The 25,219-nt window shown below is 69.7% G+C and carries 27 protein-coding genes and 1 pseudogene; 11 read left to right on the forward strand and 17 right to left on the reverse strand.

The genetic code is table 11. From position 1 onward, the window contains the following. Window positions 1-16 precede the first annotated feature (16 nt). The gene (locus G528_RS0100840; protein ID WP_026917313.1) at window positions 17-898 is read left to right on the forward strand and encodes a PaaI family thioesterase; all 882 of its coding nucleotides are present in this window, start codon (window positions 17-19) and stop codon (window positions 896-898) included. Window positions 899-977: 79 nt separating this feature from the next. On the opposite strand, the gene G528_RS0100845 is transcribed toward G528_RS0100840, so the two are convergent. Continuing rightward, window positions 978-1,838 (reverse strand): alpha/beta fold hydrolase, encoded by an 861-nt coding sequence (locus tag G528_RS0100845; RefSeq protein WP_026917314.1) that lies wholly within the window; start codon window positions 1,836-1,838, stop codon window positions 978-980. A 74-nt stretch (window positions 1,839-1,912) separates the two neighbouring features. On the opposite strand from G528_RS0100845, the gene G528_RS15970 reads away from it, so the two are divergent. Further along, entirely contained in the window at window positions 1,913-2,572 is a 660-nt protein-coding gene (locus G528_RS15970) for a TetR/AcrR family transcriptional regulator (RefSeq protein ID WP_169515206.1), read from the forward strand. Here G528_RS15970 and G528_RS0100855 read toward each other — a convergent pair. The 7 genes from G528_RS0100855 to G528_RS0100885 are packed head-to-tail and all read right to left on the reverse strand — an operon-like array spanning window position 2,520 to window position 8,536. Next, window positions 2,520-3,776: a hypothetical protein gene (locus tag G528_RS0100855; RefSeq protein ID WP_026917315.1), complete on the reverse strand. Its 1,257-nt coding sequence runs from the start codon at window positions 3,774-3,776 to the stop codon at window positions 2,520-2,522. The genes G528_RS15970 and G528_RS0100855 overlap by 53 nt on opposite strands. Next, window positions 3,761-4,315, reverse strand: a complete 555-nt coding sequence (locus G528_RS0100860; protein WP_026917316.1) for a hypothetical protein — start codon at window positions 4,313-4,315, stop codon at window positions 3,761-3,763. Before G528_RS0100860 ends, G528_RS0100855 begins: the two co-directional genes overlap by 16 nt. Before the next feature lies 1 nt (window position 4,316). Next, on the reverse strand, window positions 4,317-4,508 hold the full coding sequence (locus G528_RS0100865) for a ferredoxin (protein ID WP_026917317.1): 192 nt from the start codon (window positions 4,506-4,508) through the stop codon (window positions 4,317-4,319). Further along, entirely contained in the window at window positions 4,508-5,890 is a 1,383-nt protein-coding gene (locus tag G528_RS0100870; RefSeq protein ID WP_051198155.1) for a cytochrome P450, read from the reverse strand. The genes G528_RS0100865 and G528_RS0100870 overlap by 1 nt, the downstream gene beginning before the upstream one ends. Then, the gene (locus tag G528_RS0100875) at window positions 5,887-6,681 is read right to left on the reverse strand and encodes an SDR family oxidoreductase (RefSeq protein WP_026917319.1); all 795 of its coding nucleotides are present in this window, start codon (window positions 6,679-6,681) and stop codon (window positions 5,887-5,889) included. Before G528_RS0100875 ends, G528_RS0100870 begins: the two co-directional genes overlap by 4 nt. Further along, window positions 6,678-7,910: a cytochrome P450 gene (locus tag G528_RS0100880; RefSeq protein WP_035718591.1), complete on the reverse strand. Its 1,233-nt coding sequence runs from the start codon at window positions 7,908-7,910 to the stop codon at window positions 6,678-6,680. The genes G528_RS0100875 and G528_RS0100880 overlap by 4 nt, the downstream gene beginning before the upstream one ends. Before the next feature lie 17 nt (window positions 7,911-7,927). Continuing rightward, complete coding sequence (locus G528_RS0100885; protein WP_026917321.1) at window positions 7,928-8,536, reverse strand: TetR/AcrR family transcriptional regulator; 609 nt, start codon at window positions 8,534-8,536, stop codon at window positions 7,928-7,930. 63 nt (window positions 8,537-8,599) lie between these two features. Between G528_RS0100885 and G528_RS0100890 the strand changes: the two genes are divergently transcribed. The 6 genes and pseudogenes from G528_RS0100890 (at window position 8,600) to G528_RS0100915 (ending at window position 13,873) form a co-directional block, all read left to right on the forward strand. Beyond that, entirely contained in the window at window positions 8,600-10,084 is a 1,485-nt protein-coding gene (locus G528_RS0100890) for an aldehyde dehydrogenase (protein ID WP_026917322.1), read from the forward strand. Between the two features lie 111 nt (window positions 10,085-10,195). Next, window positions 10,196-10,932 (forward strand): annotated as a pseudogene (locus G528_RS0100895) (SDR family oxidoreductase). Then, window positions 10,929-11,789 carry an NAD(P)-dependent oxidoreductase gene (locus G528_RS0100900; protein ID WP_026917324.1) on the forward strand — a complete coding sequence of 287 codons (861 nt, stop codon included), beginning with the start codon at window positions 10,929-10,931 and terminating at the stop codon, window positions 11,787-11,789. The pseudogene G528_RS0100895 and the gene G528_RS0100900 overlap by 4 nt, the downstream one beginning before the upstream one ends. A gap of 44 nt (window positions 11,790-11,833) precedes the next feature. Next, entirely contained in the window at window positions 11,834-12,196 is a 363-nt protein-coding gene (locus G528_RS0100905) for a carboxymuconolactone decarboxylase family protein (protein ID WP_026917325.1), read from the forward strand. Between the two features lie 46 nt (window positions 12,197-12,242). Next, window positions 12,243-12,908 carry a PaaI family thioesterase gene (locus G528_RS0100910; RefSeq protein WP_026917326.1) on the forward strand — a complete coding sequence of 222 codons (666 nt, stop codon included), beginning with the start codon at window positions 12,243-12,245 and terminating at the stop codon, window positions 12,906-12,908. 56 nt (window positions 12,909-12,964) lie between these two features. Beyond that, a complete protein-coding gene (locus tag G528_RS0100915; RefSeq protein WP_026917327.1) occupies window positions 12,965-13,873 on the forward strand; it encodes an amidohydrolase family protein in 909 nt (302 codons plus the stop codon). Between the two features lie 7 nt (window positions 13,874-13,880). On the opposite strand, the gene G528_RS0100920 is transcribed toward G528_RS0100915, so the two are convergent. Next, window positions 13,881-14,849 carry an NADPH:quinone oxidoreductase family protein gene (locus G528_RS0100920; protein ID WP_026917328.1) on the reverse strand — a complete coding sequence of 323 codons (969 nt, stop codon included), beginning with the start codon at window positions 14,847-14,849 and terminating at the stop codon, window positions 13,881-13,883. 44 nt (window positions 14,850-14,893) lie between these two features. Here G528_RS0100920 and G528_RS0100925 point away from each other — a divergent pair, with 44 nt between their 5' ends. Further along, complete coding sequence (locus G528_RS0100925; protein WP_026917329.1) at window positions 14,894-15,553, forward strand: class I SAM-dependent methyltransferase; 660 nt, start codon at window positions 14,894-14,896, stop codon at window positions 15,551-15,553. On the opposite strand, the gene G528_RS0100930 is transcribed toward G528_RS0100925, so the two are convergent. The 5 genes from G528_RS0100930 to G528_RS0100950 form a co-directional block, all read right to left on the reverse strand. Continuing rightward, window positions 15,537-16,400: an LLM class F420-dependent oxidoreductase gene (locus G528_RS0100930; protein WP_026917330.1), complete on the reverse strand. Its 864-nt coding sequence runs from the start codon at window positions 16,398-16,400 to the stop codon at window positions 15,537-15,539. The two genes, G528_RS0100925 and G528_RS0100930, sit on opposite strands and share 17 nt — an antisense overlap. 67 nt (window positions 16,401-16,467) lie before the next feature. Beyond that, a complete protein-coding gene (locus G528_RS0100935; protein WP_026917331.1) occupies window positions 16,468-17,508 on the reverse strand; it encodes a glucosidase family protein in 1,041 nt (346 codons plus the stop codon). Window positions 17,509-17,510: 2 nt separating this feature from the next. Beyond that, the gene (locus tag G528_RS0100940) at window positions 17,511-18,227 is read right to left on the reverse strand and encodes a class I SAM-dependent methyltransferase (RefSeq protein ID WP_026917332.1); all 717 of its coding nucleotides are present in this window, start codon (window positions 18,225-18,227) and stop codon (window positions 17,511-17,513) included. Continuing rightward, a complete protein-coding gene (locus tag G528_RS15975) occupies window positions 18,221-19,474 on the reverse strand; it encodes a glycosyltransferase family 4 protein (RefSeq protein ID WP_051198156.1) in 1,254 nt (417 codons plus the stop codon). The genes G528_RS0100940 and G528_RS15975 overlap by 7 nt, the downstream gene beginning before the upstream one ends. Beyond that, window positions 19,474-21,156, reverse strand: a complete 1,683-nt coding sequence (locus tag G528_RS0100950) for an FAD-dependent oxidoreductase (RefSeq protein WP_035718518.1) — start codon at window positions 21,154-21,156, stop codon at window positions 19,474-19,476. Before G528_RS0100950 ends, G528_RS15975 begins: the two co-directional genes overlap by 1 nt. A 154-nt stretch (window positions 21,157-21,310) precedes the next feature. Here G528_RS0100950 and G528_RS15980 point away from each other — a divergent pair, with 154 nt between their 5' ends. Further along, the gene (locus tag G528_RS15980) at window positions 21,311-22,174 is read left to right on the forward strand and encodes an acyl-[acyl-carrier-protein] thioesterase (protein ID WP_211220582.1); all 864 of its coding nucleotides are present in this window, start codon (window positions 21,311-21,313) and stop codon (window positions 22,172-22,174) included. Here the strand turns inward: G528_RS15980 and G528_RS0100960 are convergent. Further along, window positions 22,168-22,752 carry a DUF3558 domain-containing protein gene (locus G528_RS0100960; protein WP_245569634.1) on the reverse strand — a complete coding sequence of 195 codons (585 nt, stop codon included), beginning with the start codon at window positions 22,750-22,752 and terminating at the stop codon, window positions 22,168-22,170. The two genes, G528_RS15980 and G528_RS0100960, sit on opposite strands and share 7 nt — an antisense overlap. Next, entirely contained in the window at window positions 22,749-23,627 is an 879-nt protein-coding gene (locus G528_RS0100965; RefSeq protein ID WP_026917335.1) for a DUF3558 family protein, read from the reverse strand. The genes G528_RS0100960 and G528_RS0100965 overlap by 4 nt, the downstream gene beginning before the upstream one ends. Before the next feature lie 221 nt (window positions 23,628-23,848). On the opposite strand from G528_RS0100965, the gene G528_RS0100970 reads away from it, so the two are divergent. Further along, window positions 23,849-24,301 (forward strand): flavodoxin domain-containing protein, encoded by a 453-nt coding sequence (locus tag G528_RS0100970; RefSeq protein WP_026917336.1) that lies wholly within the window; start codon window positions 23,849-23,851, stop codon window positions 24,299-24,301. A gap of 8 nt (window positions 24,302-24,309) precedes the next feature. On the opposite strand, the gene G528_RS0100975 is transcribed toward G528_RS0100970, so the two are convergent. Then, window positions 24,310-25,170 carry a DMT family transporter gene (locus G528_RS0100975; protein WP_026917337.1) on the reverse strand — a complete coding sequence of 287 codons (861 nt, stop codon included), beginning with the start codon at window positions 25,168-25,170 and terminating at the stop codon, window positions 24,310-24,312. Window positions 25,171-25,219: the final 49 nt, after the last annotated feature.

The raw sequence follows: 25,219 nt of genomic DNA on the forward strand, positions 1-25,219 counted from the left end.
GGTAGGACGTGTAGCCATGACGTTCAGCACCTCGGTTGAGGCCACCGACCCGTTCACGCTCTTCGCGATCGGCCGCGGACCCGACGGTGCGGATCCGGAGATGACGCAGCGGCTCGGGGCGCGGCTCACCGATCATCGGGGCGTCATCGAGGTGCCCGCCCTCACCGTCCTCTTCGATGACATCGGTGGGCTGCCCTTCTTCTTCGCCGACACCGGCGCATCGTCGATGCAGTCGCGCCTGTCGATGTCGATGCTCCATCGGCCGGCCGTCGACGAGGTGTTGTCGGCGCGGGCCGACCTGCGCATGATGGATCCGGCGTACGGGACGACGTCGGTGACGATCACCGGCGAGCGGGGGCGAACCCTGTGTGTCGGCACCGCGCGCAACGTTCGGGTGGGCCGTGCGGTGACGGACGGCGATCTCGAGATCCCGCTGCCGGAGGCCGTCGACGGTGGACTCGTCCTGCCTCGCCCCGACTCATCGTTGTCGGGCGGGGAGGTCGTCACCGGGATCATGCGGGGTGAGCTGCCGATCGGTCCGATCGCCGAGGCGCTCGGCGCGTCGATCGTCCGCGTCGACGACTCCCTGTCGATGACGTATGCGACGGCGCCGTGGATGGCGAACATCATGGGCACGATGCACGGCGGCGTGATCGCGGCGATGCTCGCCCAGAGCTGTTCGCTCGCGGCGCAGCAGCAGGTGCGCGCCGGCGGCGACTATCAGGTCATCGACTTCACGTGCGAGTTCCTCCGCTCCCCCGCGGTCGACGGTCGCTCCGTCCGCGTCGAGGCGGCGCCGGTGAAACTCGGCCGCCGGCTGTCGATCGTCGACGCCCGCATGTACGACGGCGACCAGCTGCTCGGCCGCGCCACCGCGGACGCCCGCTTCGACCTCTGACCGACCTCCCGAAACGAACGTCCCCGACACGGGCCGCCGCGGACGATATGTCCGCGGCGACTGCTCAGGGGGACGATCATCAGCCGAACCGGGCTCTGATCGCCGTCGCGACCATGCCGGGAGCATCCTCGGTGACGCAGTGACCGGCATCGCGCACCTCGGTCATCGTCACGTCGGCGAACGTCTCGGCGATCCGCGGTAGACAATCCGCGGGACGGAAGACCCTGTCTCTCATCCCCCACGCCGCCACCGCGGGGACATGGCCCAGACGGTGCGGAACCTCTCGAGCCAGGTCCGAGAGAAATGGCCGGGCCTTGCGGATCTGCTGCGGCATCACGGCCAATGCGACGCGCGCTTCGGCGTTCGGCTGCACGGCGCGGTAGTGGTCGGCCTCGCTCTCCGTGATGGTGCCGCGCAGGCCCGGCAGCAGCACCCTCTCGATGAGCAGATTGCGGTCGACTATCGCCTTCTGCATCGGGCCCGTGCTCATCGCCGCACTGAAAACGCGGTTCGCCAAGGCCTCCACCGGCCAGAAGATCGTGTTCATCGCGACGACGCCGCGGACTCGGTCAGCACGTCGCACCGCAGCCCCGAGCCCGATCGGACCGCCCCAGTCGTGGCCCGCGACGATGATGTCATCGAGATCCAGGTGGTCGATGAGTTCCCCGGCCACTCCGGACAGAGCGGAGATCTCGTACGTGAAGCCGTCTGGCCGGTCCGACAATCCGAATCCGGGATTGTCGATCGCGATGCACCGAAAGGACCGGGCGAGATCCGTGACCACGTGCCGGTACAGAAAGCTCCACGTCGGCGCACCGTGGCAGAGGATGATCACCGGGCCTTCACCTTCGTCGATGTAGTGCACCCGACCGACCGATGAGTCGAACCATCGCGACGTGAACGGATAGACATCGACGTCGGGCACGAATTCGATGTGCATGGGCACTCCCTCGGTGGATGGGAACACCTCCACTCTACACCTGTAGAGGTAGATTGCATCCGTAGACTCACACCATGCCCACGCCGCCAGGCTCGGACAGGCGAGAACTCATCGCCGAAGCCGGGATCCGGATCATCGCCCGCGAAGGAGTGCGCGCACTGACCCACAGGTCGGTCGATCGAACCGCCGGAATCCCGCCGGGGTCGACGTCCTACCACGCACGCACGCGAGAGGCCCTGCTCACGTTGATCGTCGACACGCTGTCGGCACGCACCGTCGACGAGACCGCGTCCACGGCCGCGCTCATCGACCAGATCGTCGACGACACCGGTGAGATCGGCACCGTCGACCTCGCTCGCATCCTCGCCTCACTGATCGATTCGCTGACCGCACGTGCCGACGACATGCGGGCGCGGTACTCCCTCATTCTGGAATTGGATGGGCACCCCGGCCTGAAGCAGGCATTGACCACGGGATCCACCGTGAACACCGCTGCCCGTCGCGTGATCGCTCCCGCCCTGACCCAGGCGGGCATCGACGCCACCGACGCGGCGATCGACTCCGTCATCACCCTCACCGAGTCGCTCATCTTCCACCGGGTCGCCATCGATCCCGCGTCCCCGGTCCAGCCGATCCTCGCTGCATTCCTGACGGGTCTCGGCCGAACCGGCCCGGTACGCGTCAGAGCACCGTCAACGGAAGCGGTCGCGACGGCCCGCGATCGGCGAAGGTGAAGTCGGAGCCGCCGGAGAACCGCACGATCGCGACCTCCCCGGACTCCGGGAGGGGATCGCCGCGGCCGAAGTCGACGACGAGATCGTCTCCGTCGACACGACTGTCGGCGATCACCCAGGTGGGGTCGACCGCGGTCGCCGCCGCCTGCAGGGCGTCGAGCCGCCCCTCGGCGAGCAGCCGCATCCACGCGCCATCCTCCACAGCCGCCGACGTCCGCGGAATCCGCACGGACACACCGTCATCACCGGCTCGCGCCACGACACCCGTGTACTGGACCGGCCCGAACACCGGATGCACCGACAGCACGTCGGCGAGAGTTCGGGCGTCCGACCGGCCGTCGAACAACGCCGCGGCGAGCCGTTCGGCGGTGATCCCCGCGATCCCGACGAGCTGCCGGGCGAGGATGTCGTCGGCGGATGCGGGGTCGGTGCGCCGCAGCACCGACAGCTGAAAGCCGATCGCCAACAGCTGGTGGGCCACCGCGACCTCCTCGGCGATCCGGACCAGGGCCGACGACGAGAACTCCGCGAAGACCAGGTCTTCGACCAGCGGCCCCCGGTAGTCGGAACGGCCCTCGTCGGCGGGATCGATCGGACTGAGCACCACCGACGCGGCACGCGTCTCGAGGACCGGTTCGGTGACGCGCGGCAGCGGAAGCTCCTCCCGGTCGGGCTCGATCGTGACCGTCCACTCACAGTGCGGAGTCCGGTCGGCCGGCATCCTCGGCGGTCGGTGAACGGGACGGATCCGCGCCCGCCGATTGGTGGCGATCGCCGTCGCATCGAACGTCGGGTCCTCGATGTCGTGGCACATCGACGTCACGTAGTCCTCGCCCATCGGCTCCACGTCGAGCAGGGCGCCGCAGTGATCCAGGACGAACGCGCCGTGATAGCGGTCGGTGATGCGGAAGCGGAAGTCCATGAACTGCGGTGGCGCCCCGATGTCGAGCTGAAGGCACTTGAACATGTCCTCCACGCCGTCGCCGTCGATCCCGAGCGCCGCCCGCATGCGCCCGGTGTAGACCGGGCTCGCGGCCATCCACTCCTCGATCGCCACCTGCGTCATGCCCTCGCGGCCGAAAGCCGTGATGAGATGCGCCATCCCCGACCGGTCGATGAGCTGACCCGACAGCAGCGACTCGGGGACGAGGCGCGCGAGCCGCGCATGCCCCAGCCCGATCAGCGTGGTCACGGCATGTCCCACAGACCGACCGGCGCCTCGCCGCGCGGATACCAGCCCGGGAGCGTGCCGGGTGCCGACCGCTCGATCCGAGCGAGCATCCCGTCGCTGCAGACCTTGTCGGTCAGCATCTCCAGGAACAGGGCCGAGACGTTCCCGAAGTCGAAGAAGTCGCGCTGCCACGAGAACCGGTAGTCGCCCGCGTACCGGAACCAGCTCCCGCCGAGCCCGTGCACCGCGTAGTGGGATCCGTCGGCCCGTGTCGCCTCGTTGATCTGCTGCCACAAGCCGATCATGTCGCCGGTCTGCTCGTCGACGACCCACGCCCGGTACGGGTAGTTCCAGCCGTCGAGTCCCTCCATCTCCTGCCCGAGGGCCAGTTCGCGGATCTCGTCGCGGCCCACCGCCATGAAGTCCTTCTCCGGGCCGTAGTTCCACCCGTAGGTGGCGTCGGCGGTGTAGAAGTCCGCCAGCGGTCTCCAGTCGCCCGCCTTCTCCGCGGCGACGTTGGCCTCGAGCCACCGTCGCTTCATCTCCTCCAGTTCGGCACGGTCGAACGCCATGTCATTCCTCCACGATGGTCAGGGCCCGCGTCGGGCAGTATCGGACGGCGGCCTCCACGTCGGCGCGCCGTGATTCGTCGGGTTCGGATTCGAGGACGGTCACCGAGTCGCGACCGGCCTCGAAGACGTCGGGGGCTTCGAGTTCGCACATGCCGTGCCCCTGGCAGAGGTCCAGATCCACTTCGATGCGCATCAGGCCTCCCCTCGTGGCAGCGGTCGCCGCCGGTACCGCACCCGGCACGGCTGCTGCAGTTGGACGACCATCTTGGAGTGGTCGTTGCGGTAGGTCTCCGACGGCTGCGCCAGTTCGAAGGTGTAGTTGCGCAACAGGACCGAGAAGATCGCCTTGAGCTGCATCATGGCGAACTGGGCGCCGACGCAGCGGTGGCGGCCGGCGCCGAACGGGATCCACGTCCACCGGTTGACCAGATCCTCCTGGCGCGATTCGTCGTACCGTTGCGGATCGAAGTCGTCGGGGTTCGGGAAGTCCTCGGGCAACCGGTTCGACACGGCGGGGGACACCGCGATCGACTGTCCCTTGTGGACGGTCACGCCGGCGACGTCGACGTCCTCCTGGACGAGCCGCATGAGGATGATGAGCGGCGGATGCAGTCGCAGGGCCTCCTTGATGGCGCCCTCCAGTTTCGGGATCTGGCGCATCGCGGCGAACGAGTAGGCGATGCCCTCGGCGTAGATCTCGTCGAGCTCGTCGACGACCTCGGCGAGGTGGTCGGGGTGGCGGAGCAGTTCGATGAGCGTCCACGCGGCGGTGCCGGAGGTGGTGTGATGGCCGGCGAACATCATCGAGATGAAGATCCCGGTGACGGTGTCCGCGCTGAACATCTGCGAGCCGTCGTCGTTCTTCAACGAGACGAGCACGTCGAGGAGGTCGCGGTCCTCCTTGTCCGCAGGCGGGTTCGCGATCCGCCGGTCGAGGACGCCGCCGATGAAATCGACGAGTTCGGCGCGGGCTGCATCGCGGCGGCGGAAGCTCTCGATGTCGGCGTGCATGTCGACGTATGCGATCGGGTCGGTGCCCTTCTCCAGATCGTGGTACAGGTGCGCGATGTGGGCGCTGAGCTCGGCGCGGAACTTCCGGCCGATGAGGCACGACGACGACGTGTAGAGGGTGAGTTCGGCGAAGAAGTCGAGCAGATCGATCTCGCCCTCCTCGCCCCAGTCGGCGATCATCGTCTCCACCTCGTCGGGGATGGTGACCGCGTGCTGTTTCATGTGGGCGCCCTTGAGGGCCTGGTTGTGCAGCATCTCGGAGCGGCGCTCGGGGCTGGTGTCGAAGACGACGCCCTCCCCGAAGATCGGGGTCATGAACGGGTATGCGGCCGCCTGGTCGAGCACCTCGTCGGGGGCACGGAAGAACTCCTCGTTCGCGGCGGCGCCGCTGACGAGGAACACCTCGCGGTCGGCGAGCTGGAAGACGCCGATGTCGCCGTGTTCGTCGCGGACCCGCTGGAACAGTCCGATCGGGTCGCTCGCCATCTCGTCGAGATGTCCGTGTTCGCCGTCGCCGCCGGACACCCTGATGTCGGCGGCGGTCAGGTCGGTGCGTGCGCTCATCGGCTGTCTCCTTCGTCGCGTGCGGTGAGCTTTCCCTCGGCTTCCACATCGACGGCGCGCATGTGCGCGCCCGGCGGCATCGACACCATCGACAGCACCGCCGAGGCGAGGTGGTCGGGGGTCAGGAAGTTGCCGTGCCGGGCCAGTCCGAAGGCGATCCAGTCGTTCAGCATCGCCTCGGTCTGCTTCTGGTCGAGGTTCATCCCCATGCCCGTGAGCGTCTGTCCGGGTCGCACGAGGCCGGCGCGCACACCGGTGCCCTCGAGTTCCATCGTGAGGGTCGCGGCCAGCCCTTCGACGCCGTACTTGGCGGCCACGTAGGCCGACGACCACGGCCGGGGGTGCGCGACGACGTCGGAGCTGATGAAGACGATGTCGCCGCGGCGGCGTCGGATCATCGCGGGCGCGACGGCCCGGTAGATGCGGTGGGCGCCGACGAGGTGGACGTCGATCTGGGCGGCCCAGTCGTCGACGGGCATCTCGTGGGCGCGGCCGATGGCGAGGTCGCCGGCGCCGGTCACCACGACGTCGAGGGCGCCGAGCCGGTCCTCGGCGGCGGCGACGGCGGCGGTCACCGAGTCGTCGTCGGTGACGTCGAGTGGCACGGCGACGGCTTCACCGCCTGCGGCGACGATCTCGTCGGCGATGCGCCGGCACGTCTCGAGGCGGCGTGCGCCGAGGGCGACCGGGTGTCCGGCGGCGGCGAGCGCGCGGGCCGTGGCCTCCCCGATCCCCGAGGAGGCTCCGGCGACGAGGGCCGGTCGACGGTCCGGGTGCGGCGCGAAGGTCATCGTGCCTCCACGGTCATCGGGAGGTCGGCGAAGCCGCGCACGTTGACCGAGTGGACGCGTTGGGCCCGGTCGACGTCGACGTCGAAGCGGCGCACGGTGCGGACGATCTCGCCGAGGCCCAGGTCGGCTTCGAGCCGCGCCAGGTGTGCGCCGAGGCAGTAGTGCGTTCCGAGCCCGAACGAGAGGATGGTTCGGGCGCTGTCGCGGCCGATGCGGAACCGGTCGGCGTCGGGACCGAACACCTCCTCGTCGCGGTTCGCCGATCCGACGAGCAGCAGGATGCGGTCGCCGGCCGGGATGGTGTGTCCGCCGAATTCGACGTCTTCGATCACCCGACGGACGAGCATCTGGGTGGACGTGTCGTAGCGCAGGGTCTCCTGCACCCAGTCCTTCACCGTTTCGACCGGGTCGGCGCCGTCGCCGACGGCCGCGTGGATCGGCGCGATCTGGTCGCTGTTCCGGTGGCCCCAGTACACCGAGTTGGCCAGCAGCTTGGTGGTCGTCTCGTTGCCTGCGACCACCATGAGCATGAGGAATCCGATGATCTCCTCATCGCTCATGGCGGTCGGTCGACCGTCGTCGTCGGTCAGTTCGGCGCCGATGAGCGCCGAGACGAGGTCGTCGCCGAGGTTGCGTTTGCGGTGGGCCAGCAGGTCGCTGTAGATCCCGTGGAGTTCCAGGTAGGCGTGGACGGCGGCTTCCGGCAGGTCGGTGGCGCCGTCTTCGCGGTGGATCAGCAGGTCGGACTGCGTCCGGAGGTGGGCACGGTCGGATTCGGCGACGCCGAGCAGTTCGGAGACGACGTCCATCGGCAGCAGTCCGGCGAAGTCGTGGACGAAGTCGAATTCGCCCATCTCGAGGCAGCGTGCCCAGTGCTTCTCGGTGAGTTCGGCGATTCGGGGTGCCAGTTCGCCGACGCGGCGCGGGGTGAAGGCCTTGGAGACCAGTTTTCGGAGGCGGAGGTGGCGCGGGTCGTCCATGGCGAGGAAGCTCATCGCCTTCTCCGCGTGGGGGTTGTAGGCGGCCGGGTCGAGCGAGACGCCCCAGCTGTTCGACAGTCGGGTGTTGTCGCGGAAGGCGTCGCCGACGTCGTCGTGGCGGGCGAGGGCCCAGAAGTCCGCGACCGTGTTCCGGTAGACGGGGGCTTCGGCCCGCAGCCGCGCGTACGTCGGGTAGGGGTCCTCGTGGAAGTCGTAGTCGTAGGGGTCGAATGGAATCGATTCCTGCATGCCGGTCTCTGCGATCGTCACTCTCTCATTCCCATCAGTCGTGTGGCGGCGGCGACGAGCCGCTCGGAGGTCGCTTCGTAGGTGAGGTGGCCCATGCCCGCGGTGACGAGTGCGCCCGCGTAGAGCATCTGGAGGGCGTCGACGATCGCGTCGGGATCGTCGACGTCGTCGCCGACGGCCGCGGCCAGCCGGTCGTGGATGAATCCGCCGATCTTCCAGCGGAGGTGTTCGGAGTCGGGGTCGTTGCCGAGGAGGGCGACGGTGACGGCCCCGCCGAGTTGTCCTTCGCCGGCGACGACGAGGGACACGGCGCGCAGCACCTGGGCGACCCGTGCGGCCGCGGGCAGGGTCGGGTCGGCGTGGGGGACGCCGGCGGCGAGGCGGCGCCAGAACACCTCGGCCACGAGGTGGCTCTTGGAGCTGAAGTAGGTGTATGCGGTGGCCGGTGCGACGCCTGCGCGTTTGGCGACGTCGCGTACCGACATGGCGTCGAAGCCGTCGGCGGCGAGGATCTCGACGGCCGCGTCGACCATCGTGGCGATCCGCTCGGCTTGGGCCGGGGTCAGGCGGCGGCGTGTCGACTCGGTCTGCAGGCGAGCCGGTTCGGCGCCGAGTGGGGTGGACATGTGACGGACGCTACTCTACGGTTGAACCGAAGTCCAGACACCTGTCCAGATGGAGTTCCGAACATGACCGCACCGCAGTCGACACTGCGTCCCGACACCGCCAGCGAACTGCTCGTCGACGGCCGTCTCGTCCCCGGCGCCGGCGGCGTCTTCGACATCGTCAATCCCGCCACCGAGGAGACGATCGGCCAGGCCGCACAGGGCACCGTCGACGACATGGACGCCGCGATCGGCGCCGCACGGCGCGCCTTCGACACCACCGACTGGTCCCGCGACCACGCGCTGCGCGCCCGCTGCCTGCGTCAGCTCCGCGATGCGCTCGGCGCCCACATCGACGAGCTCCGCGAGCTCACCGTCGCCGAGGTGGGCTGCCCGGTGTTCCTCACCAGCGGCCCCCAGCTGGAGGGGCCGATCACCGATCTCGGCTACTTCGCCGACCTCGCCGAGAACTACGCGTGGGTGACCGACCTGGGCGAGGCCACCCCGATGGGGATCCCGAACCGCCGCGAACTGCGCGCCGAGGCGATCGGCGTCGTCGGCGCCATCACGCCGTGGAACTTCCCGCACCAGATCAACTTCGCCAAGATCGGCCCCGCCCTGGCCGCCGGATGCACGGTGGTCCTCAAACCCGCACCGGACACCCCGTGGTGCGCCGCGCTCGTCGGGCGGGTCATCGCCGAGGAGACCGACTTCCCGCCGGGCGTCATCAACATCGTCACCTCCACCGATCACGCTCTCGGTGAGCAGTTGGCGACCGACCCGCGCGTCGACATCGTCTCCTTCACCGGATCCACCGAGACCGGGCGGAAGGTCATGTCCGCCGCCGCGCCGACGCTCAAGAAGGTGTTCCTGGAACTCGGCGGCAAATCGGCGTTCATCGTGCTCGACGACGCGGACCTGTCCGCCGCGTGCTCGATGGCCGCGATCAATGTCCTCACCCACGCCGGGCAGGGCTGCGCCATCACGACCCGGCTGCTGGTTCCGCGGGAGCGGCTCGACGAGGCGATCGCCGCGACCGCGGGCACGCTCCGCGCCCTGGGCGCGGGCGACCCCACCGACCCCGGCACCATGTGCGGCCCCCTCATCTCGGCCCGCCAGCGCGAGCGGGTCGAGGGCTACCTGCAGTTGGCGCGCGACGAGGGCGGAGTCATCGAGACCGGTGGCGTCCGGCCGGCCGACCGGTCGACCGGCTTCTACATCGAGCCGACGCTGATCTCGGGGCTCGACAATTCCTCGCGCGTCGCTCGGGAGGAGATCTTCGGCCCCGTCCTCGTGATCATCGGGCACGACGGCGACTCCGATGCGATCGACATCGCCAACGACTCCCCCTACGGACTCTCGGGGGCCGTGTGGGGCACCGACCCCGACCGGATCGACGCCGTGGTCAACGGGGTCCGCACCGGGACGATGGGCGTCAACGGCGGCATCTGGTACGGCGCCGACGTCCCGTTCGGCGGATACAAGCAGAGCGGCATCGGTCGCGAGATGGGCGTCGCCGGATTCGCCGAGTACCTCGAGACGAAGGCCGTCGCGACCCCCGTCGGCTGACCGGCGCCGCGCGGCCCACCACCTCGCTCACCCCACTCAACTACACCCCCACACAACTGCAACCCCACAGAACTGCAACCCCACACAACTGCGATCGCACAGGGAGATCACGTGAACACGACCAGATTCGACGGCAAGACCGCCATCGTCACGGAGCAGCCGGAGGCATCGGCGAGGCGTACGCCCGCGCGCTCGCGGCGGAGGGCGCGCGCGTGGTCGTCGCCGACGTCAACGACGAGGCCGGTCGGGCCGTCGCCGAGTCGATCGGGGGACGGTACGTCCGGACCGACGTCGCCGATCCCGAGTCCGCATCCGCACTGGCCGCCGCGGTCGTCGACGACCGCGGTTCCATCGACCTGCTGGTCAACAACGCCGCGATCTACGGCGGCATGAAGCTCGACTTCCTCATCACGGTCCCCTGGGACTATTACAAGAAGTTCATGGCGGTCAATCTCGACGGTGCGCTCAACGTGACCCGCGCGTGCTATCCGCACATGACCGGCGGCGGCGCCGTCGTCAACCAGTCGTCCACCGCGGCCTGGCTGTACAGCGGGTTCTACGGGTTGGCCAAGGTCGGGATCAACGGCCTCACCCAGCAGCTCGCCGTGGAGCTCGGCGGACAGGGCATTCGGGTGAACGCCATCGCCCCCGGCCCCATCGACACCGAGGCCACCCGCAGCACCACCCCCAAGGAGATGGTCGACGACATCGTCGGCAAGCTGCCCATCAAACGGTTCGGCACCCCGGACGACCTCGTCGGCATGTGCCTGTTCCTGCTCTCGGATGAGGCGTCGTGGATCACCGGGCAGATCTTCAACGTCGACGGCGGACAGGTCATCCGCTCATGAGCGACGGCCTGCGCCTCGGTTACGTGGGGCTCGGCAACATCGGCGGTCCGATGGCTGCCCGCCTCGCCGCTGAGTCCGCCGTGACGGTCTTCGACGTCTCCGCCGACGCCGTCGCCACCGCCGTCGACGCCGGGGCAGTCGCCGCCGCCGACCTCGGGACGCTCGCGGGCGCCAGCGATCTGGTGAGCGTCTGCGTCCGTGACGACGTCCAGGTCCACGATGTCGTCGACGGTCTGCTGCCCCACCTGGCGGCGGGCTCGATGATCGCCGTGCACTCGACGATCTCACCGCAGACGGCGGCCGACGAGGCCCGCCGCTGCGCCGACCGGGACGTGATCCTCCTGGACGCTCCGATCTCCGGCGGCGCGCCCGGGGCCCAGCAGGGCCGTCTGGCGATCATGATCGGCGGCGACCGCGCCGCGTACGACCGCGCCAAGCGGGCCCTGGCACCGGCCGGCGACCTGATCGTGCACGCCGGTCCGGCCCCGGGGGACGGCACCCGGATGAAGCTCGCGCGGAATCTGCTGCATTTCGTGTCGTTCACCGCGACCACCGAGGCGGCCCGCCTCGCCGAGGCGGCCGGCATCGACCTGCAGAAGTTGGGCCGCGTGGTCCGCCACACCGACGAGATCACCGGCGGTGCGGGAGCGATCATGCTCCGCGAGACGACGGCGCCGATCGCCGAGGACGACTTCTGGCACGGAGTCTTCACCCATGTGCGGGATCTCGGGGAGAAGGACCTCGACCTCGCGCTGGCCGCCGCCGATGTCCTCGGCGTCGACCTGCCCCTCGCTCGGAGGGCGCGCACCGACCTGGCCGCCGGACTCGGCGTCCCCCACACCGAAGGAGAACGATGAGCACGGACGACGCGGCGACACCCGAGAGCAGCGACGAGTCTCCGATGACCGAGAGGCGCCGGGCGGGCCTGGCTGTGATGTCGGAGGTGTACGGCTGGGAGATGTCCGATGGTCCGGGCGACTTCTTCGCCCACACCGCCGACCAGGTGTTCGGCGAGGTGTGGAGCCGCGAGGGGCTCACCCATCGCGATCGCAGGCTCCTGCTCCTCGGGGCTCTGGCCGCCACCGGGATGACCGATGTCGCCGAGATCCAGGCGGGTGCGGCGCTGGGCAACGGGGAGCTCACCCCCGAGGAGCTCGACGAGATCGGTCTGTTCCTGTGCTATTACGTCGGTTGGCCGCTGGGCACCAAGATGACGATGATGTTCGGCGAGGTGATCAAACAGCATCGCCGCGCCCGGAAATGAGCCTCGACTTGCCAACGCGCGGTCCGACGGCATAGGAGATGTGGTCATGGATTTCCGTTTGGAGGACATCGACTCCGCCGAGGTCGACCGGCGGCTGTCGATCGTCGAGCCTCTCGCCGACTCCGTCCGCGATCTCATCGACGCCGTGATCCGCACGGAGGTCGACGACGCCGATCTGCTGGCGGCACGCGGTCGGATCGACGCCGTCGTCGACGCGCTGCGCGTCCGGCAGAAGGAGGGCGCGTACGGGGTGCCGTTCACCCGCGACCTCACGGGGATGCCGTGGGGCAATGCCGCCGTCGGGGCGCGCAATGCCGTTGCACCGCCGATGCGGGTGGTGCACGCGGACGGCGCGGCCACCGCGGAGGTGGAGCTGGGGGCGGCGTATGAGGGGCCCGCCGGACGGGTGCACGGGGGGATCGCCGCACTGCTGCTCGACCAGCTCGTCGGCGAGGCCGCGACCATGACGACCCGCATGCCGTGTTTCACCGGAACCCTGACGGTCAAGTACGTCCGTCCGACGGCGTTGGGGCGCGTGTGGTTGCGCGCCGAGGTGATCCGCACCGAGGGGCGGAAGAAGTTCGTCCGCGGCACCATCGCCGACGCCGACGGGGTGACCGTCGAGGCCGATGCCGTCATGATCGCCCCCAAGGACATGCCGTCGGCGGCGCAGATCCGCGAGGCGCTCGGCACCGCCCCGACGGCCGAGTAAGCACTCGTTCAGCAATTCGCCTTCGGGGGTCTCGACCCACGGGTACGGTCGGGGCCATGTGCGACGACCATGACGCAGCACCGTTCTCGGCCGCCGAAGCCGACGCCGTTCGCGCGCTCTGGCAGGACCTCGGACTCCCCGGACTGATCGACGTCCACACCCACTTCATGCCCCGACGGGTCATGGACAAGGTCTGGGCGTACTTCGACTCCGCGGGCCCGATGCTCGGCCGGGAGTGGCCGATCACCTACCGGGCCGAGGAGGACGAGCGCGTCGAGACGTTGCGCCGTTTCGGGCTGCGCGCCTTCTCGTCGATGATCTACCCGCACAAACCGCAGATGGCGCAGTGGCTCAACGAATGGGGCACGCAGTTCGCGGCCGCGCACCCCGACTGTCTGCACACGGCCACCTTCTACCCCGAGGACGGGGCCGCGGAGTACACGGCGGCCGCCGTCGAGGCCGGCGCCCGGGTGTTCAAATCGCATATCCAGGTGGGTGCGTACTCGCCGCTCGACCCGCTGCTCGACGGCGTGTGGGGCGTCATCGACGATGCGGGCGTCCCCGTGGTGATCCACTGCGGTTCGGGACCGGCCCCGGGTGAGTTCACCGGCCCCGGCCGCATCGAGACGCTGCTGGCACGGTTCCCGACGCTGCCGCTCATCGTCGCGCACATGGGGACCCCGGAGTACACCGAGTTCCTCGACCTCGCCGAGCGGTATCCGAATGTGCGCCTCGACACGACGATGTCGTTCACCGACTTCTCCGAACGCGACGCGCCGTTCCCACCCGCCGAGCTGGGGAGGGTTCGCGACCTGGGCGACAAGATCCTGTTCGGCAGCGACTTCCCCAACATCCCGTACGGCTATGCGCACGCGCTGGACGCCTGCGTCCGCCTCGACCTCGGCGACGACTGGTTGCGCGGCGTCCTCCACGACAACGCCGCGGCACTGTTCGACATCGCCTGACCGGCGATCAGGACGAGACTCGGACGACGGCCTTTCCCCGCACCCGCCCTTCGGCGAGGTCGGTGAGGGCCGTCGGGAGGTCGGCCAGGTCGTAGACGTGGTTCACCGGCGGCCGCATACCGTCGCGCACGAGGTCGACGATACGCTGATGCAGTCGGCCCGGCACGTCGGGGTGCGTCCGGATGTACTCGCCCCATGCGGCCCCGACCACCGCGATGTTGCGGAACAGCACCCGGTTGAGCTTCACGGTCGGGATGCCGCCGGCCGCGAATCCGATGACGACGAAGCGGCCGTCGGGGGCGACGGCCCGGAGCGCCTCGTCGAACACGTCGCCGCCGACCGGGTCGATCATCACGTCGACGCCGCCGTCGGTGAGTTCCAGGACCCGGTCCTTCCATCCGTCGGTGAGCGACACCACCTCGTCGGCGCCGAGTCCGCGGAGCATCTCGTCGTTGCCGGTGCGGTGCACCACCGCGATCACGCGGGCGCCGAGGGCCTTGGCGACGATGATCGACGCGACGCCGATCCCGCCGGCCGACCCGAGCACGCCGACCGTCTCGCCGGGCTGCAGGTTCGCACGCATGGTCAGCGCGAACAGTGCGGTCTGGAAGTTGATCCCGAGGGCGGCGCCCTCGTCGAAGGTCAACTCGTCGGGCAGCGGGAACAACTGCTGTTCGGTGACGGCGACCTGTTCGCCGAAGCCGCCGAGCATGGAGGCGACGACCACGTTGTCGCCGACGGCGAACCGGCCCGATTCGGGGGCCTCGCTGACCACGCCGGCGACTTCGGTGCCGGGGGTGAACGGCAGCGGTGGACGCAGCTGGTACTCGCCGCGGCTCATCAGCAGATCGGGGAAGCAGACGCCGCAGGACCGGACGTCGACGAGATACTGTCCCGGATGCACCTCCGGGGTCGGAATGTCCTGGAGCGCCAGCCCTTCCGGTCCGCTTTCCGCAATCAACACCTGTGCCTTCATGAGGTCCACCGTAGCCGTCGGACAGGTGTCTATACGATCGATTCATGGCACAGGAGAAGAACGGGACCGGGCTGTCCGACGAGCGGTTGCGGGTGGCGCGGGACGCCCCCGGATTCATGCCGCTCGATGAGGCGCACGCCCTGTACGCGGCGGCCGCCGCATGCCTGTCGGCCGACGACGCGGTGGGCGTCGGCGTGGAGATCGGCACGTACTGCGGCAAGTCGACGGTGTTCCTCGGCGCCGCCGCGCAGGAGCACGACGCCCTGGTGGTGACCGTCGACCATCACCGCGGTTCGGAGGAGCATCAGCCGGGCTGGGAGTACCACGACGCCGGCCTCGTCGATCCGCACAGCGGCCTGCTCGACACCGCCGCTCGGCTGCGCCGGACCCTGTTCGACGCCGACCTGGAGCAGACGGTGCTCGCTCTCGTCGCCCCGTCGACGGCCGCCGCGCGGGTCTGGGGCCGCGAGGTCGACTTCGTGTTCATCGACGGCGGGCACTCGCTCGAGGCGGCGCAGAACGACTACGACGGGTGGGCCCGCTGGGTGCGCCGCGGCGGCGCCCTGCTGATCCACGACGTCTTCCCCGATCCCGCCGACGGCGGCCGACCGCCGTACGAGATCTACCGTCGGGCCCTGGAGTCGGGTCGATTCACCGAATCGGCGGCCCACGGCTCGCTGCGGGTGCTCACCCGCAGCGGCTGATCGGGGGCTGGAGACCGACCCGTCCGGCGAGCTTCTCCAGATACGCCCGCGCGGTGTCGACGTCCTCGTCGGGAAGCCCGTAGAGCACGCGGGTCACGCCGATCTCCTCCCAGTGGGCCAGTCGGTCGGCGTCGGGGCGGATGTCCAGCGCCGTGATCGCGGGGGTCCCCTCGCGGCCGGCGTCGGCCCAGATCGACGCCAGCAGTGCGACCGAATCGTCGATGTCGGTCTCCCCCGGCGTCGTGATCCATCCGTCGGCGCTCCGTGCGATCCACCGAAAGTTCTTCTCGGTCCCGGCCGCCCCCACCTGGACGGGGATGGTGCGCGACGGTTTGGGCCACGCCCAGCTGGGACCGAAGTCGACGAACTCGCCGTGGTATTCGGCCTCCTCCTGCGTCCACAGTGCGCGCATGGCCTCCAGGTATTCGCGAAGCATGGTTCGGCGTCGCCCGGCGGGGACGCCGTGGTCGGCGAGCTCGTCGAGGTTCCATCCGAATCCGACGCCGAGGGCGACCCGGCCGCGCGAGAGGTGATCGAGGGTGGCGACGGTCTTGGCGAGGGTGAGCGGATCGGACTGCACCGGCAGTGCGACGGCGGTCGACAGTTCGATGCGGGAGGTCACGGCTGCCGCCGCGGCCAGCGATGTCCACGGGTCGAGGGTCCGGGTGTAGCGCTCGTCGGGCAGTGAGGCGTCACCGGTGCGGGGATGGGCGGCTTCGCGCCGCGTGGGGATGTGCGAGTGTTCGGGCACGTAGTAGGCGGCGAAGCCCGCGTCTTCGATCAGTGGAGCGAGGTCCTGCGCACGCAGTCCCCGGTCGCTGGTGAACTGCACGATTCCGTAATCCACATCGCCCTCCGCGACTCGTCGATGGCCTGCCGACCAATGATGGACTATTGACTGGACACCAGTCTAGCTAAGGTTCGAGGGCAGGGACCGCGATCCGGTCCAGCTCGGCGAAGATCCCACCGCCCGGCGTGGCGCGACTGATCGCATCGGCCGCCAGAATCACCGCCGCCGACGTCCAGCAGCTCCGCTCCACCGGCCACCGCTTGCCGTCGGCGAAGACCAGCCCCGTCCAATACGACCCGTCGGGATCGCGCAGATGTTGGATCGAGGCGACGAGCTCCGCCGCACGACTCACGTCACCGACCGCCTCACAGGCCATCGCCAGCTCGCTCGTCTCGGCACCGGTCACCCACGGACGATGACCGACGCACCGCGCCCCCAGCCCCGGCACCACGAACCGATCCCACTGGGCTCGCAGCAGCGCACGGCCGGCATCACCGCGGACCGGACCGCCGAGAACCGGGTAGTACCAGTCCATCGAATGCTCCCCCGGCGCGACGAAGACCTCGTCCGAGACGGCGAAGGCCCCCGCGAGACGCCCCAGCGCATCCGCCCACGAACCGGCGTCCGCCCCCACCTCGTCGGCGATCCGCAGCCCGCAGCACAGTGCCGAGTAGATGCTCGCATTGCCCGTGATGAGCGCGTCGTCGAACATCGCACCCGTGCGATAGTCGGCCGCCCAGCGGAAGGCGCCGTCGACGCGTTGAAACAGCAGGACGCGGTCGAGCGCGGCCCGCACACACGGCCACATGCTCAGCAGGAAGGCCTCGTCGTCGGTGATCAGATAGTGGTGCCACACGCCGACGGCGATGTACGCGCAGAAGTTGCTGTCGACCCCCGGATCGACGACACGGCCCGACCGGAACTCCAGCGGCCACGACCCGTCGTCCCGCTGCGTGCGCGCCGACCACTCGTACGCCGCACGTGCGGCCGCGACGAACCCCGACGCCGACAGCGCCATCGCCGACTCCACGTGATCCCACGGATCGGTCTTGCCGCCCGGAAACCACGGCAGCGCACCGCTGCCCTCCTGCATGTCACGGATCGCGGCACCCGTGGCCCGCACCTGCTCGCGCGTCAGCACACCCGAGATCGACGGGACCGCCACGACTATCCCTCCGGCTTACGCAGGTAGATGGCGACCGACTTGCCGACCACCGGGTTGAGCAGCTGTTCGCCGACGCGGGTGACCCACGGTCTGCTCATCATGTCCCACACCAGCAGCCGGTGATACCCGCGGACCAGCGGGTTCCCGTCGTTCTCGACACCCACCGCGCATTTGAGCCACCAGTACGGCGCGTGCAGCGCGTGCGCGTGATCCGACCCGGTGACCTCCAGTCCGGCACCGACGAGCGCCGCCGTCAGCTCCGACGCCCGGTAGATCCGGACGTGGCCGCCCTCGACCTCGTGATACGCGTCCGACAACGCCCAGCAGATCTTCTCCGGCCAGTACCGCGGGACGGTCACCGCGGCCACGCCGCCGGGACGAAGAACCCGGACCATCTCGGCGATGGCCGCCGCATCGTCGGGGATGTGCTCGAGGATCTCCGACATCAGGACGACGTCGAACACGCCGTCGTCGTACGGCAGCTGCAGGGCGTCGCCGACGCGGGTGGTCCCGACTCCACTCGCAGGCACCTCCCCCGCAGCGTCCAGGGCACCGAACATCTCGGCGACGTCGGCCATGTCCTTCTCGTTCTGATCGAACGCCGTCACCCGGGCCCCGCGCCGCAGCATCTCGTACGAGTGCCTCCCCTGTCCGGCCCCGATGTCGATCGCGCGGACTCCCGGCCCCACGGCCAGCCGGTCGAAGTCGACGGTCAGCACTGTTCGCTCCTCGCAGTCGCGTCGGGACCCGCGTCGATCGCGGCCCGGTATCGATCGGCGGTAGCGCGCGCGACGGCCGACCAGCTGTACCGCTCCACGGCCCGCAGCCGACCGCCGTGACCCAGCCGTCGTCGGCGGTCCGGATCGTCGAGCAGTTCGAGGAGGGCCTGCGCCAACGCGCCCGCATCCGCGGGCGGCACGAGGACCGCGGCCTCCTCGCGGTCGCCGACGACCTCCGGGATCGCCCCGGCGCGCGTCGCGACGAGCGGCACCCCGCAGCTCATGGCCTCCACCGCCGGCAGCGAGAATCCCTCGTAGAGCGACGGAACGACGGCGATCTCCGCATCGGCGAGCACACCTGCCAACTCGTCGTCGTCCAGCCCCGAGACCACGGTGACGCGGTCGCCGATGGCCAACTGGTCGATCAGTCGCGCCGACGGGCCGTCCGGATCGAGTCTCGAGACGAGAGTGAGGTGCACCGGACGTTCGGCACCCACCTTCGCGACGGCCTCCAGAAGGTACGAGACGCCTTTGAGGGGGGCGTCGGCACTCGCGACGCACACGATCGACCCGGGCGTCGTGGTCGCCGACGGCGCGAACCGGTCGACGTCCACACCGAGCGGGATCGTGGCCAGCGCTCCGGGCCGCACCCGGAACGCGTCGCGGATGTCGTCCTCGCTGCTCCGCGAGACCGTCAGCAGTGACGGGATCCGCCGTGCGACCCTGCCCTGCATCGCGAGGAACGAGTGCCAGCGCCAGGCGCTGATCTTCGCCAGTCCCCTCGCGGCACGCACGGCGAGCGTCCGGTCGCGGGTGATCGGGTGGTGGATCGTCGCCACCAGCGGAAAACCCTGCCGTTTGATCGACAGCAGCCCGTAGCCGAGACACTGGTTGTCGTGCACCACGTCGAAGTCGTCGCGTCGCGAACGCAGGACCCGCGCCATCCGCAGACTGAAGGTCAGCGGCTCACCGAACGCCGCCGTCCACATCGCGAGCACCTCGAGCACGTCGGTCCAGTCGCGGATCTCGCTCGGGCGCGGGGTGCGGAACGGTTCGGGTTCGCCGAACAGGTCCAGGCTCGGCACCTTGGTCAGTCGCACGCCGTCGTCGAGCTCCGGGTACGGCTGCCCGGAGAACACCTCCACCTCGTGTCCGAGGCGGACGAGTTCGCGCGACAGATGCCGGACGTAGACTCCCTGGCCCCCGCAATGCGGTTTGCTGCGATACGAGAGCAGTGCGATCCGCACTACGCTTCGCCCGCCGTCGCCGGAACGCCGGCGACGGACTTCATCTCGTCGACAGACACGAACTTCACCCTACGGCGCCCCTGTCCGGCGCCCGCCTCGCGCTCGGCCGCATCGATCCGCTTCCACCCGTCCAGATCGACGGGGTGGGCACCGCGGCCGGCGACCAGGTCGGTGACGTCCGCGGGGTCGACCGTCGGTTCGGGCAGGACGCCCTCGGCGAAATCGGCGAGGATCGATGCGGCCGCCTCCTCACCGCACATCCGATTGCGTCCGATGCCGCCGGTGGGGCCGCGCTTGACCCAGCCGGCCACGAAGACACCGGGGATCGGGTCGCCGCCCGGCGCGTCCAGGACCCGGCTGTCGACGTTCGGGACGACCGACCGCTCCTCGTCGAACGGGAGGTCGGTGAGCGGTTCCACCCGGTAGCCCACCGACCGCAGCGCGATGCCGGTCGCGATGGACTCGGTCCGCCCCGTCGCCTCCACACCGCCGTCGACGTATCGATTGCGCATGACGGTCACGCTGCTCACCCGGTCGCCGTCGCCGCCGATGATCTCGGTGGGCGCCGAGAGGAACTTGAACACGATGCGGCGGTTGCCCTCGGTCTGCGGGGCCTCGGAGAACTCGCGGGCCAGTCGGATCTTGGTGGCGATCACCGAGTCGAGGGAGTCGTCGTCCAACGCGGCGGCCGCGTCCTCGCTCAGGACCAGTTCGTCGGGATCGATCACCACGTCGACGCCCTCGGTGTCGCGCAACGACAGGAACTCGCCGTTGGTGAACGCCGCGTGCTCGATGCCGCGTCGACCCAGCACGACCACCTCGCGAACGTTGGAGGCGCGGAGGACCTCGAGCGCGTGGTCGGCGATGTCGGTGGTGGCCAACTCGTCGGGGTCGGTCACCAGAATCCGCGCCACGTCGAGCGCCACATTGCCGTTGCCGATGACCACCGCGGTCTCGCTGGAGAGGTCGAACCGCAGGTCGACCCAGTCGGGGTGGCCGTTGTACCAGCCGACGAACTCGGTGGCCGAGATCGACCCCGGCAGGTCTTCGCCGGGCACCCCGAGTCGACGGTCGTGGGCCGCCCCGCTCGCGAAGAGCACCGCGCCGTATCGTTCGCGGAGTTCGGCGAGCGTGATGTGCTCGCCGACCTCCACGCCGAGCCGATAGGTGAAGTTCGCCTTCTTCTCGACGGCGGCGAAGGTGTTCTCGACGCCCTTGGTCTGCGCGTGATCGGGGGCGACGCCCGCCCGCACCAGCCCGTACGGCGTCGGCAGACGGTCGTACATGTCGACGCTGATCTGCTGTTTGCGCACGAGTTCCTGCGCGGCGTAGAACGCCGCGGGTCCCGCACCGACGATCGCGACGCGCAGCGGGGCGTCGGGCAGCTTGGGCGGCTTCGGGTGGCGGACGAGCCCGCCGTCGGCGTCGTGGTCTTTGAAGTAGTCCGCGTTGATCTGGAGGAAGGGCTCGTCCTTGGCGGGCAGTTGATCGTCGGGGTAGATCGCGCTCACCGGGCATTCGTCGATGCACGCGCCGCAGTCGATGCAGGCCTCGGGATCGATGTACAGCATCTCCGCGGTCAGGAACTCCGGTTCGTCGGGCGTCGGGTGAATACAGTTGACCGGACAGACGTCCACGCACGAAGCGTCGTTGCAGCAGGCCCGCGTGATCACATGCGCCATCGGAATCTTCCCTCCATCGCCAAGGGTGAACGTGTTCTAATTCTCTCTGAGGGTACCGTATTCCACGTCACAGTCCGAGACGGCCGACCCCGATCGTCTCCGGATCGGTCGCACGAACCGCAGCCACCATACGGGGTGACGGGAGATCCTCGAGATGACCGAACCGGTGCCGTACGCGGCGCTTCCCGACCGCAAGCCCGGAGCCCGATTCTTCGACGCGGACTACCGCGTCCGCACCGGCGACGTCGACCAGGACATGCGCGTCAGACTCGACGCCGTCGCGCGGTATCTGCAGGACGCGGCCAACGACAACATCGCCGTGCTGCCGTTCGCCGACACCGATCCGTTCTGGATCATCCGTCGCACCGTGATCGACGTGCTGGTCCCGCTGACCTGGCCGTCGGACTTCCGAGTGGAACGCTGGTGCGGCGCGCTCTCGACCCGCTGGACCGACATGCGGGTGAGCCTGTTCGGACGCACGGAGACCAACCGGTTCAACCCCGAACCACGCCCCGACGGCCACATCGAGACGGTCGCGTTCTGGATCAACGTCAACGACCGGGGCATGCCCTCGCGCATCAGCGATCTGGCGATGGAGACGCTCACCGGCATGACCGACGAGCACCGGCTCCGCTGGCGGTCGATGAACCCCGCGGCAGCGCCCGATCCCGCCGAGACGGCGCTTCCCGACCGAGACCACGTCCTCCGCAGCACCGACTTCGACCCGTTCAAACACCTCAACAACGCCGCCTACTTCGAGGCGGTGGAGGACGAGCTGGTCGATCACCCCGATCTCGTGGCCGGACCGCACCGGGCGGTCATCGAGTATCTGCGCCCCGTCACGCCGGGGACACCGGTCACCGTGCGCCGCGTGCGTCACGACGACGTCCTGCTGATGTGGCTGCTGATCCCCGGCGACGACGCGCCGGTGGTCGCGGCCTCGGTCTCCGTCGGCCGGATCCCGCGGGACGAGGCGGCGGGGCGATCGGCCGGGCGATCCCCCGCGGACGCTCAGTAGGCGCCGGTGAGGACGAGCTCCATCAACGTCGTCGGGGCCGCGCACGGGTCGCCGCCGGCGGCGTCGCCGCTCGGCTCCACCCACCACGTGTAGATCCCGCCGCGCGGCGACTTCGCCGTCACGGCGCAGACGTTCGGCCGTGCCGGGTCCCGCTGGGTGAACGCGCTCTGGCTGCGCACCGTGACGTTCTCCGTGGTGAATCCCAGCTTCTGGGCGGTCTCCTTCTCCAGGTTGTAGTCGCCCCACTCGAACCAGTTGAACGTCACGTCGACGTCGCCGGGCGAGACGATCCACCGACAGATCGCCCCGGAGAACGTCCGGCGCGCCAGGGATCCGCCGACGGCCTTCGCGACCTGTCCCGGCGACACCACCTCGCACTCGAGGAGGTGGTTCTCGAACTGGTCGGTGTCGACCTCGCCGGTGGTGCCGCCGGGCACGCGGCCCTCGCGGACGGCCTGCCCGTCGACCGTGCACGCCGAGGCGATCACCGCGATCGCCAGCGCGGCGGCGACGGCGAGAAGCACCCGCCGGCCGCGGCCGGCGAGTCCCCGCGCGGCGATTTCGGAGCCTGTGTTCACTTCGCCCCCCTCACGACCTTCTCGGTGATCCGCTTGGTGACCGCGCACAGTGCGTCGATGTCCTTGCTCGGACCAGTGCCGTCGGAGCTCTGTGCGGCCACCGAGATCTCGATGAAGTCCGCGTCCCAGGAGATTCCCGTCTCGCAGATCCCGCCGGCGTGCGCTGCGATGAATCCCGGATGCCCGTCGACCTCGTAGTCGCGGGTGCTGTCGCGCTGGAGTTGTTCGGTGCCGCGCTCACGTCCGATCGGCGACCCCCGGTACCAGTTGAACGACACCGTCTCCTCCCGCGCCGAATCACGGCGCCACTCGCACACCGACGTGTTGTCGACCATCAGTCGCAGTCCCCGCATCCCGGAGATCTCGGTGACGTCCTCGGTCGTGAGGCCGCCGCATCGCTCGAAGGTGGGCCCCGAACCCGCCGTCGGGGTCTCGGTGGTCGCCGACGCGGACTCGTCCTCCCCGGAGCCGCACGCCGCGAGCAGGCCGACCGTCGCGACCGCGACGATCAGGGCCAGACCGGCCCGGAAGCGCTCCATCTGACGGCGTTCGCGTTTGGTGGGTCGTCCCGCACCGGGGTCGCGGCGCGGGACCGCCGCGCGGACCTCGCGGGGCGGCGGGGGCGGACTGTGGTCGATGTAGCAGTCGGCAGCCAGGGGCGCCGAGACGCGCTTGCTGATCAACCGCGTGACCTCGACGATCCGCTCCGTGCCGCCGAGGCGGACGGTCACCCGGTCGCCGACCGAGACGGTCGCCGCGGGTTTCGCAGCGACCCCGTTGAGTCGAACGTGACCGGCACGGCACGCGGCGCCTGCGGCCGACCTGGTCTTGGTGAGCCGTACCGACCACACCCAGCTGTCGATGCGCGTCGCCATCTGTCCCCTTCCCGGCGTTCCGGTCGGTCCTCGAACCGCCGGTTCCTGCGACCGGCTCCGGTCCATGTGACCAACTCTAGTGGGAACAGTAGCCGTCGCAGCGGCGACGACGAGGCCCCGCGTGATTCGGACCCGAGGGGCTCGACCTCGCGAAAACGACTGCGATACCGTATCCCCGTCGTCGAACCCCGTCGTCGACCGTCCCCAGGAGATTCACGACCATGGCAGCTGTCATCCTCTACGGCACCGAGACCGGTACCGGTGAGCTCGTCGCCGACGCGATCGCCGACGTGCTGGCCGCAGATCACGATCCGTCGATCTACGACATGGCCGAATTCGCCGCCGAGGACCTCGATCCGGCGGACTTCCTGGTGGTCGTGTGTTCCACCTACGGCGAGGGCGAACTCCCGTCGAGCGCTCTCCCGTTCGCCGATGAGCTCGACGAGGAGGAGCCCGACCTCTCCGGCCTGCGGTTCGCGGTCTTCGGTCTGGGCGACTCCGTCTACGGCGACACCTACAACCGCGGCGGGGAGATCATGGCCGGCAAGCTCACCGCGCTCGGTGCCGTCCAGGTCGGCGAGCACTTCCGGCACGACGCCTCGAGCACGGTGAAGCCGACGAAGGTCGCCGCCGAGTGGGCCGAGAGTCTGCCGGCGCTCATCGACGAGGCCTGACGCCGGGTTCAGTCGTCGCCGACGGGGACCTGTTCCTCGTCGGGGATCGGCGGACGACCGCGAACGGCCGCGTCTTTGGCCAGTTTGACGACCGCCACCGCCGCCAGGGCGGCGACGATCACGAGGAAGGTCGCCGAGGGGGCGCCGACGTACACGTTCTCGCCGAGCAGCAGCACCCCGAGCAGCATCGCCACGGTGGGTTCCATGACGTTCATGGCGGGGAACGAGGTCTGCAGATCGCCTGCGCCGAATCCCCGCTGCTGTGCGACGACCGCGAACACGGCGACCACGATCAGCAGGTAGAGGTCGGTGCGCCCGAAGGTCGACATGGGGTCGTGGACCACTCGGAGGGACACGGCCTTGACCAGGAGCGCCGACACGCCGAACAGTGCACCGGCCGCCAGCCCGTAGCACAGGGCGCGGAAGTGGGCGCTGCGGACTCGTTCGGCCAGCACCACGAGGGCGACCAGCCCGGCGATGAGTCCGCCGACGGTGCAGATCATGATCAACATGTTGGGCCGCCGGTCGGACGCCACCGGTCGTGCCAGGACCAGGAAGGCCGCGACGCACGCGACCAGGACCGTCCCCCACACGACCTCGACCCGCGCGAGCCTGCGTCGGTCGAGCCACGCCTCCATCGGGATGGCGAAGAGGACGGCGAGCACGACGAGCGGCTGGACCACGAGGATCGATCCCAGTCCCAGCGCCACCGCCTGCAGCACGAACCCGCTCAAGGCGACGCCGGCGCCGAGCCACCAGCCCGCGGTGATGGCCCCGTTGGCGCAGGACGCCCGCTGCCGGACGACGGTCCCGGCAGCGATCAGCACCGCGGCGGAGATCGCCAGCAGGATCGGGGCCCAGGTATGCATCCCCTTCAGATTAGTGCTCGCGGCGGCCGCGGGCGCGATGCTCCCGTGC

The organism is Gordonia shandongensis DSM 45094 (assembly GCF_000423025.1).
GTDB classification, from domain to species: Bacteria; Actinomycetota; Actinomycetes; order Mycobacteriales; family Mycobacteriaceae; genus Gordonia; species Gordonia shandongensis.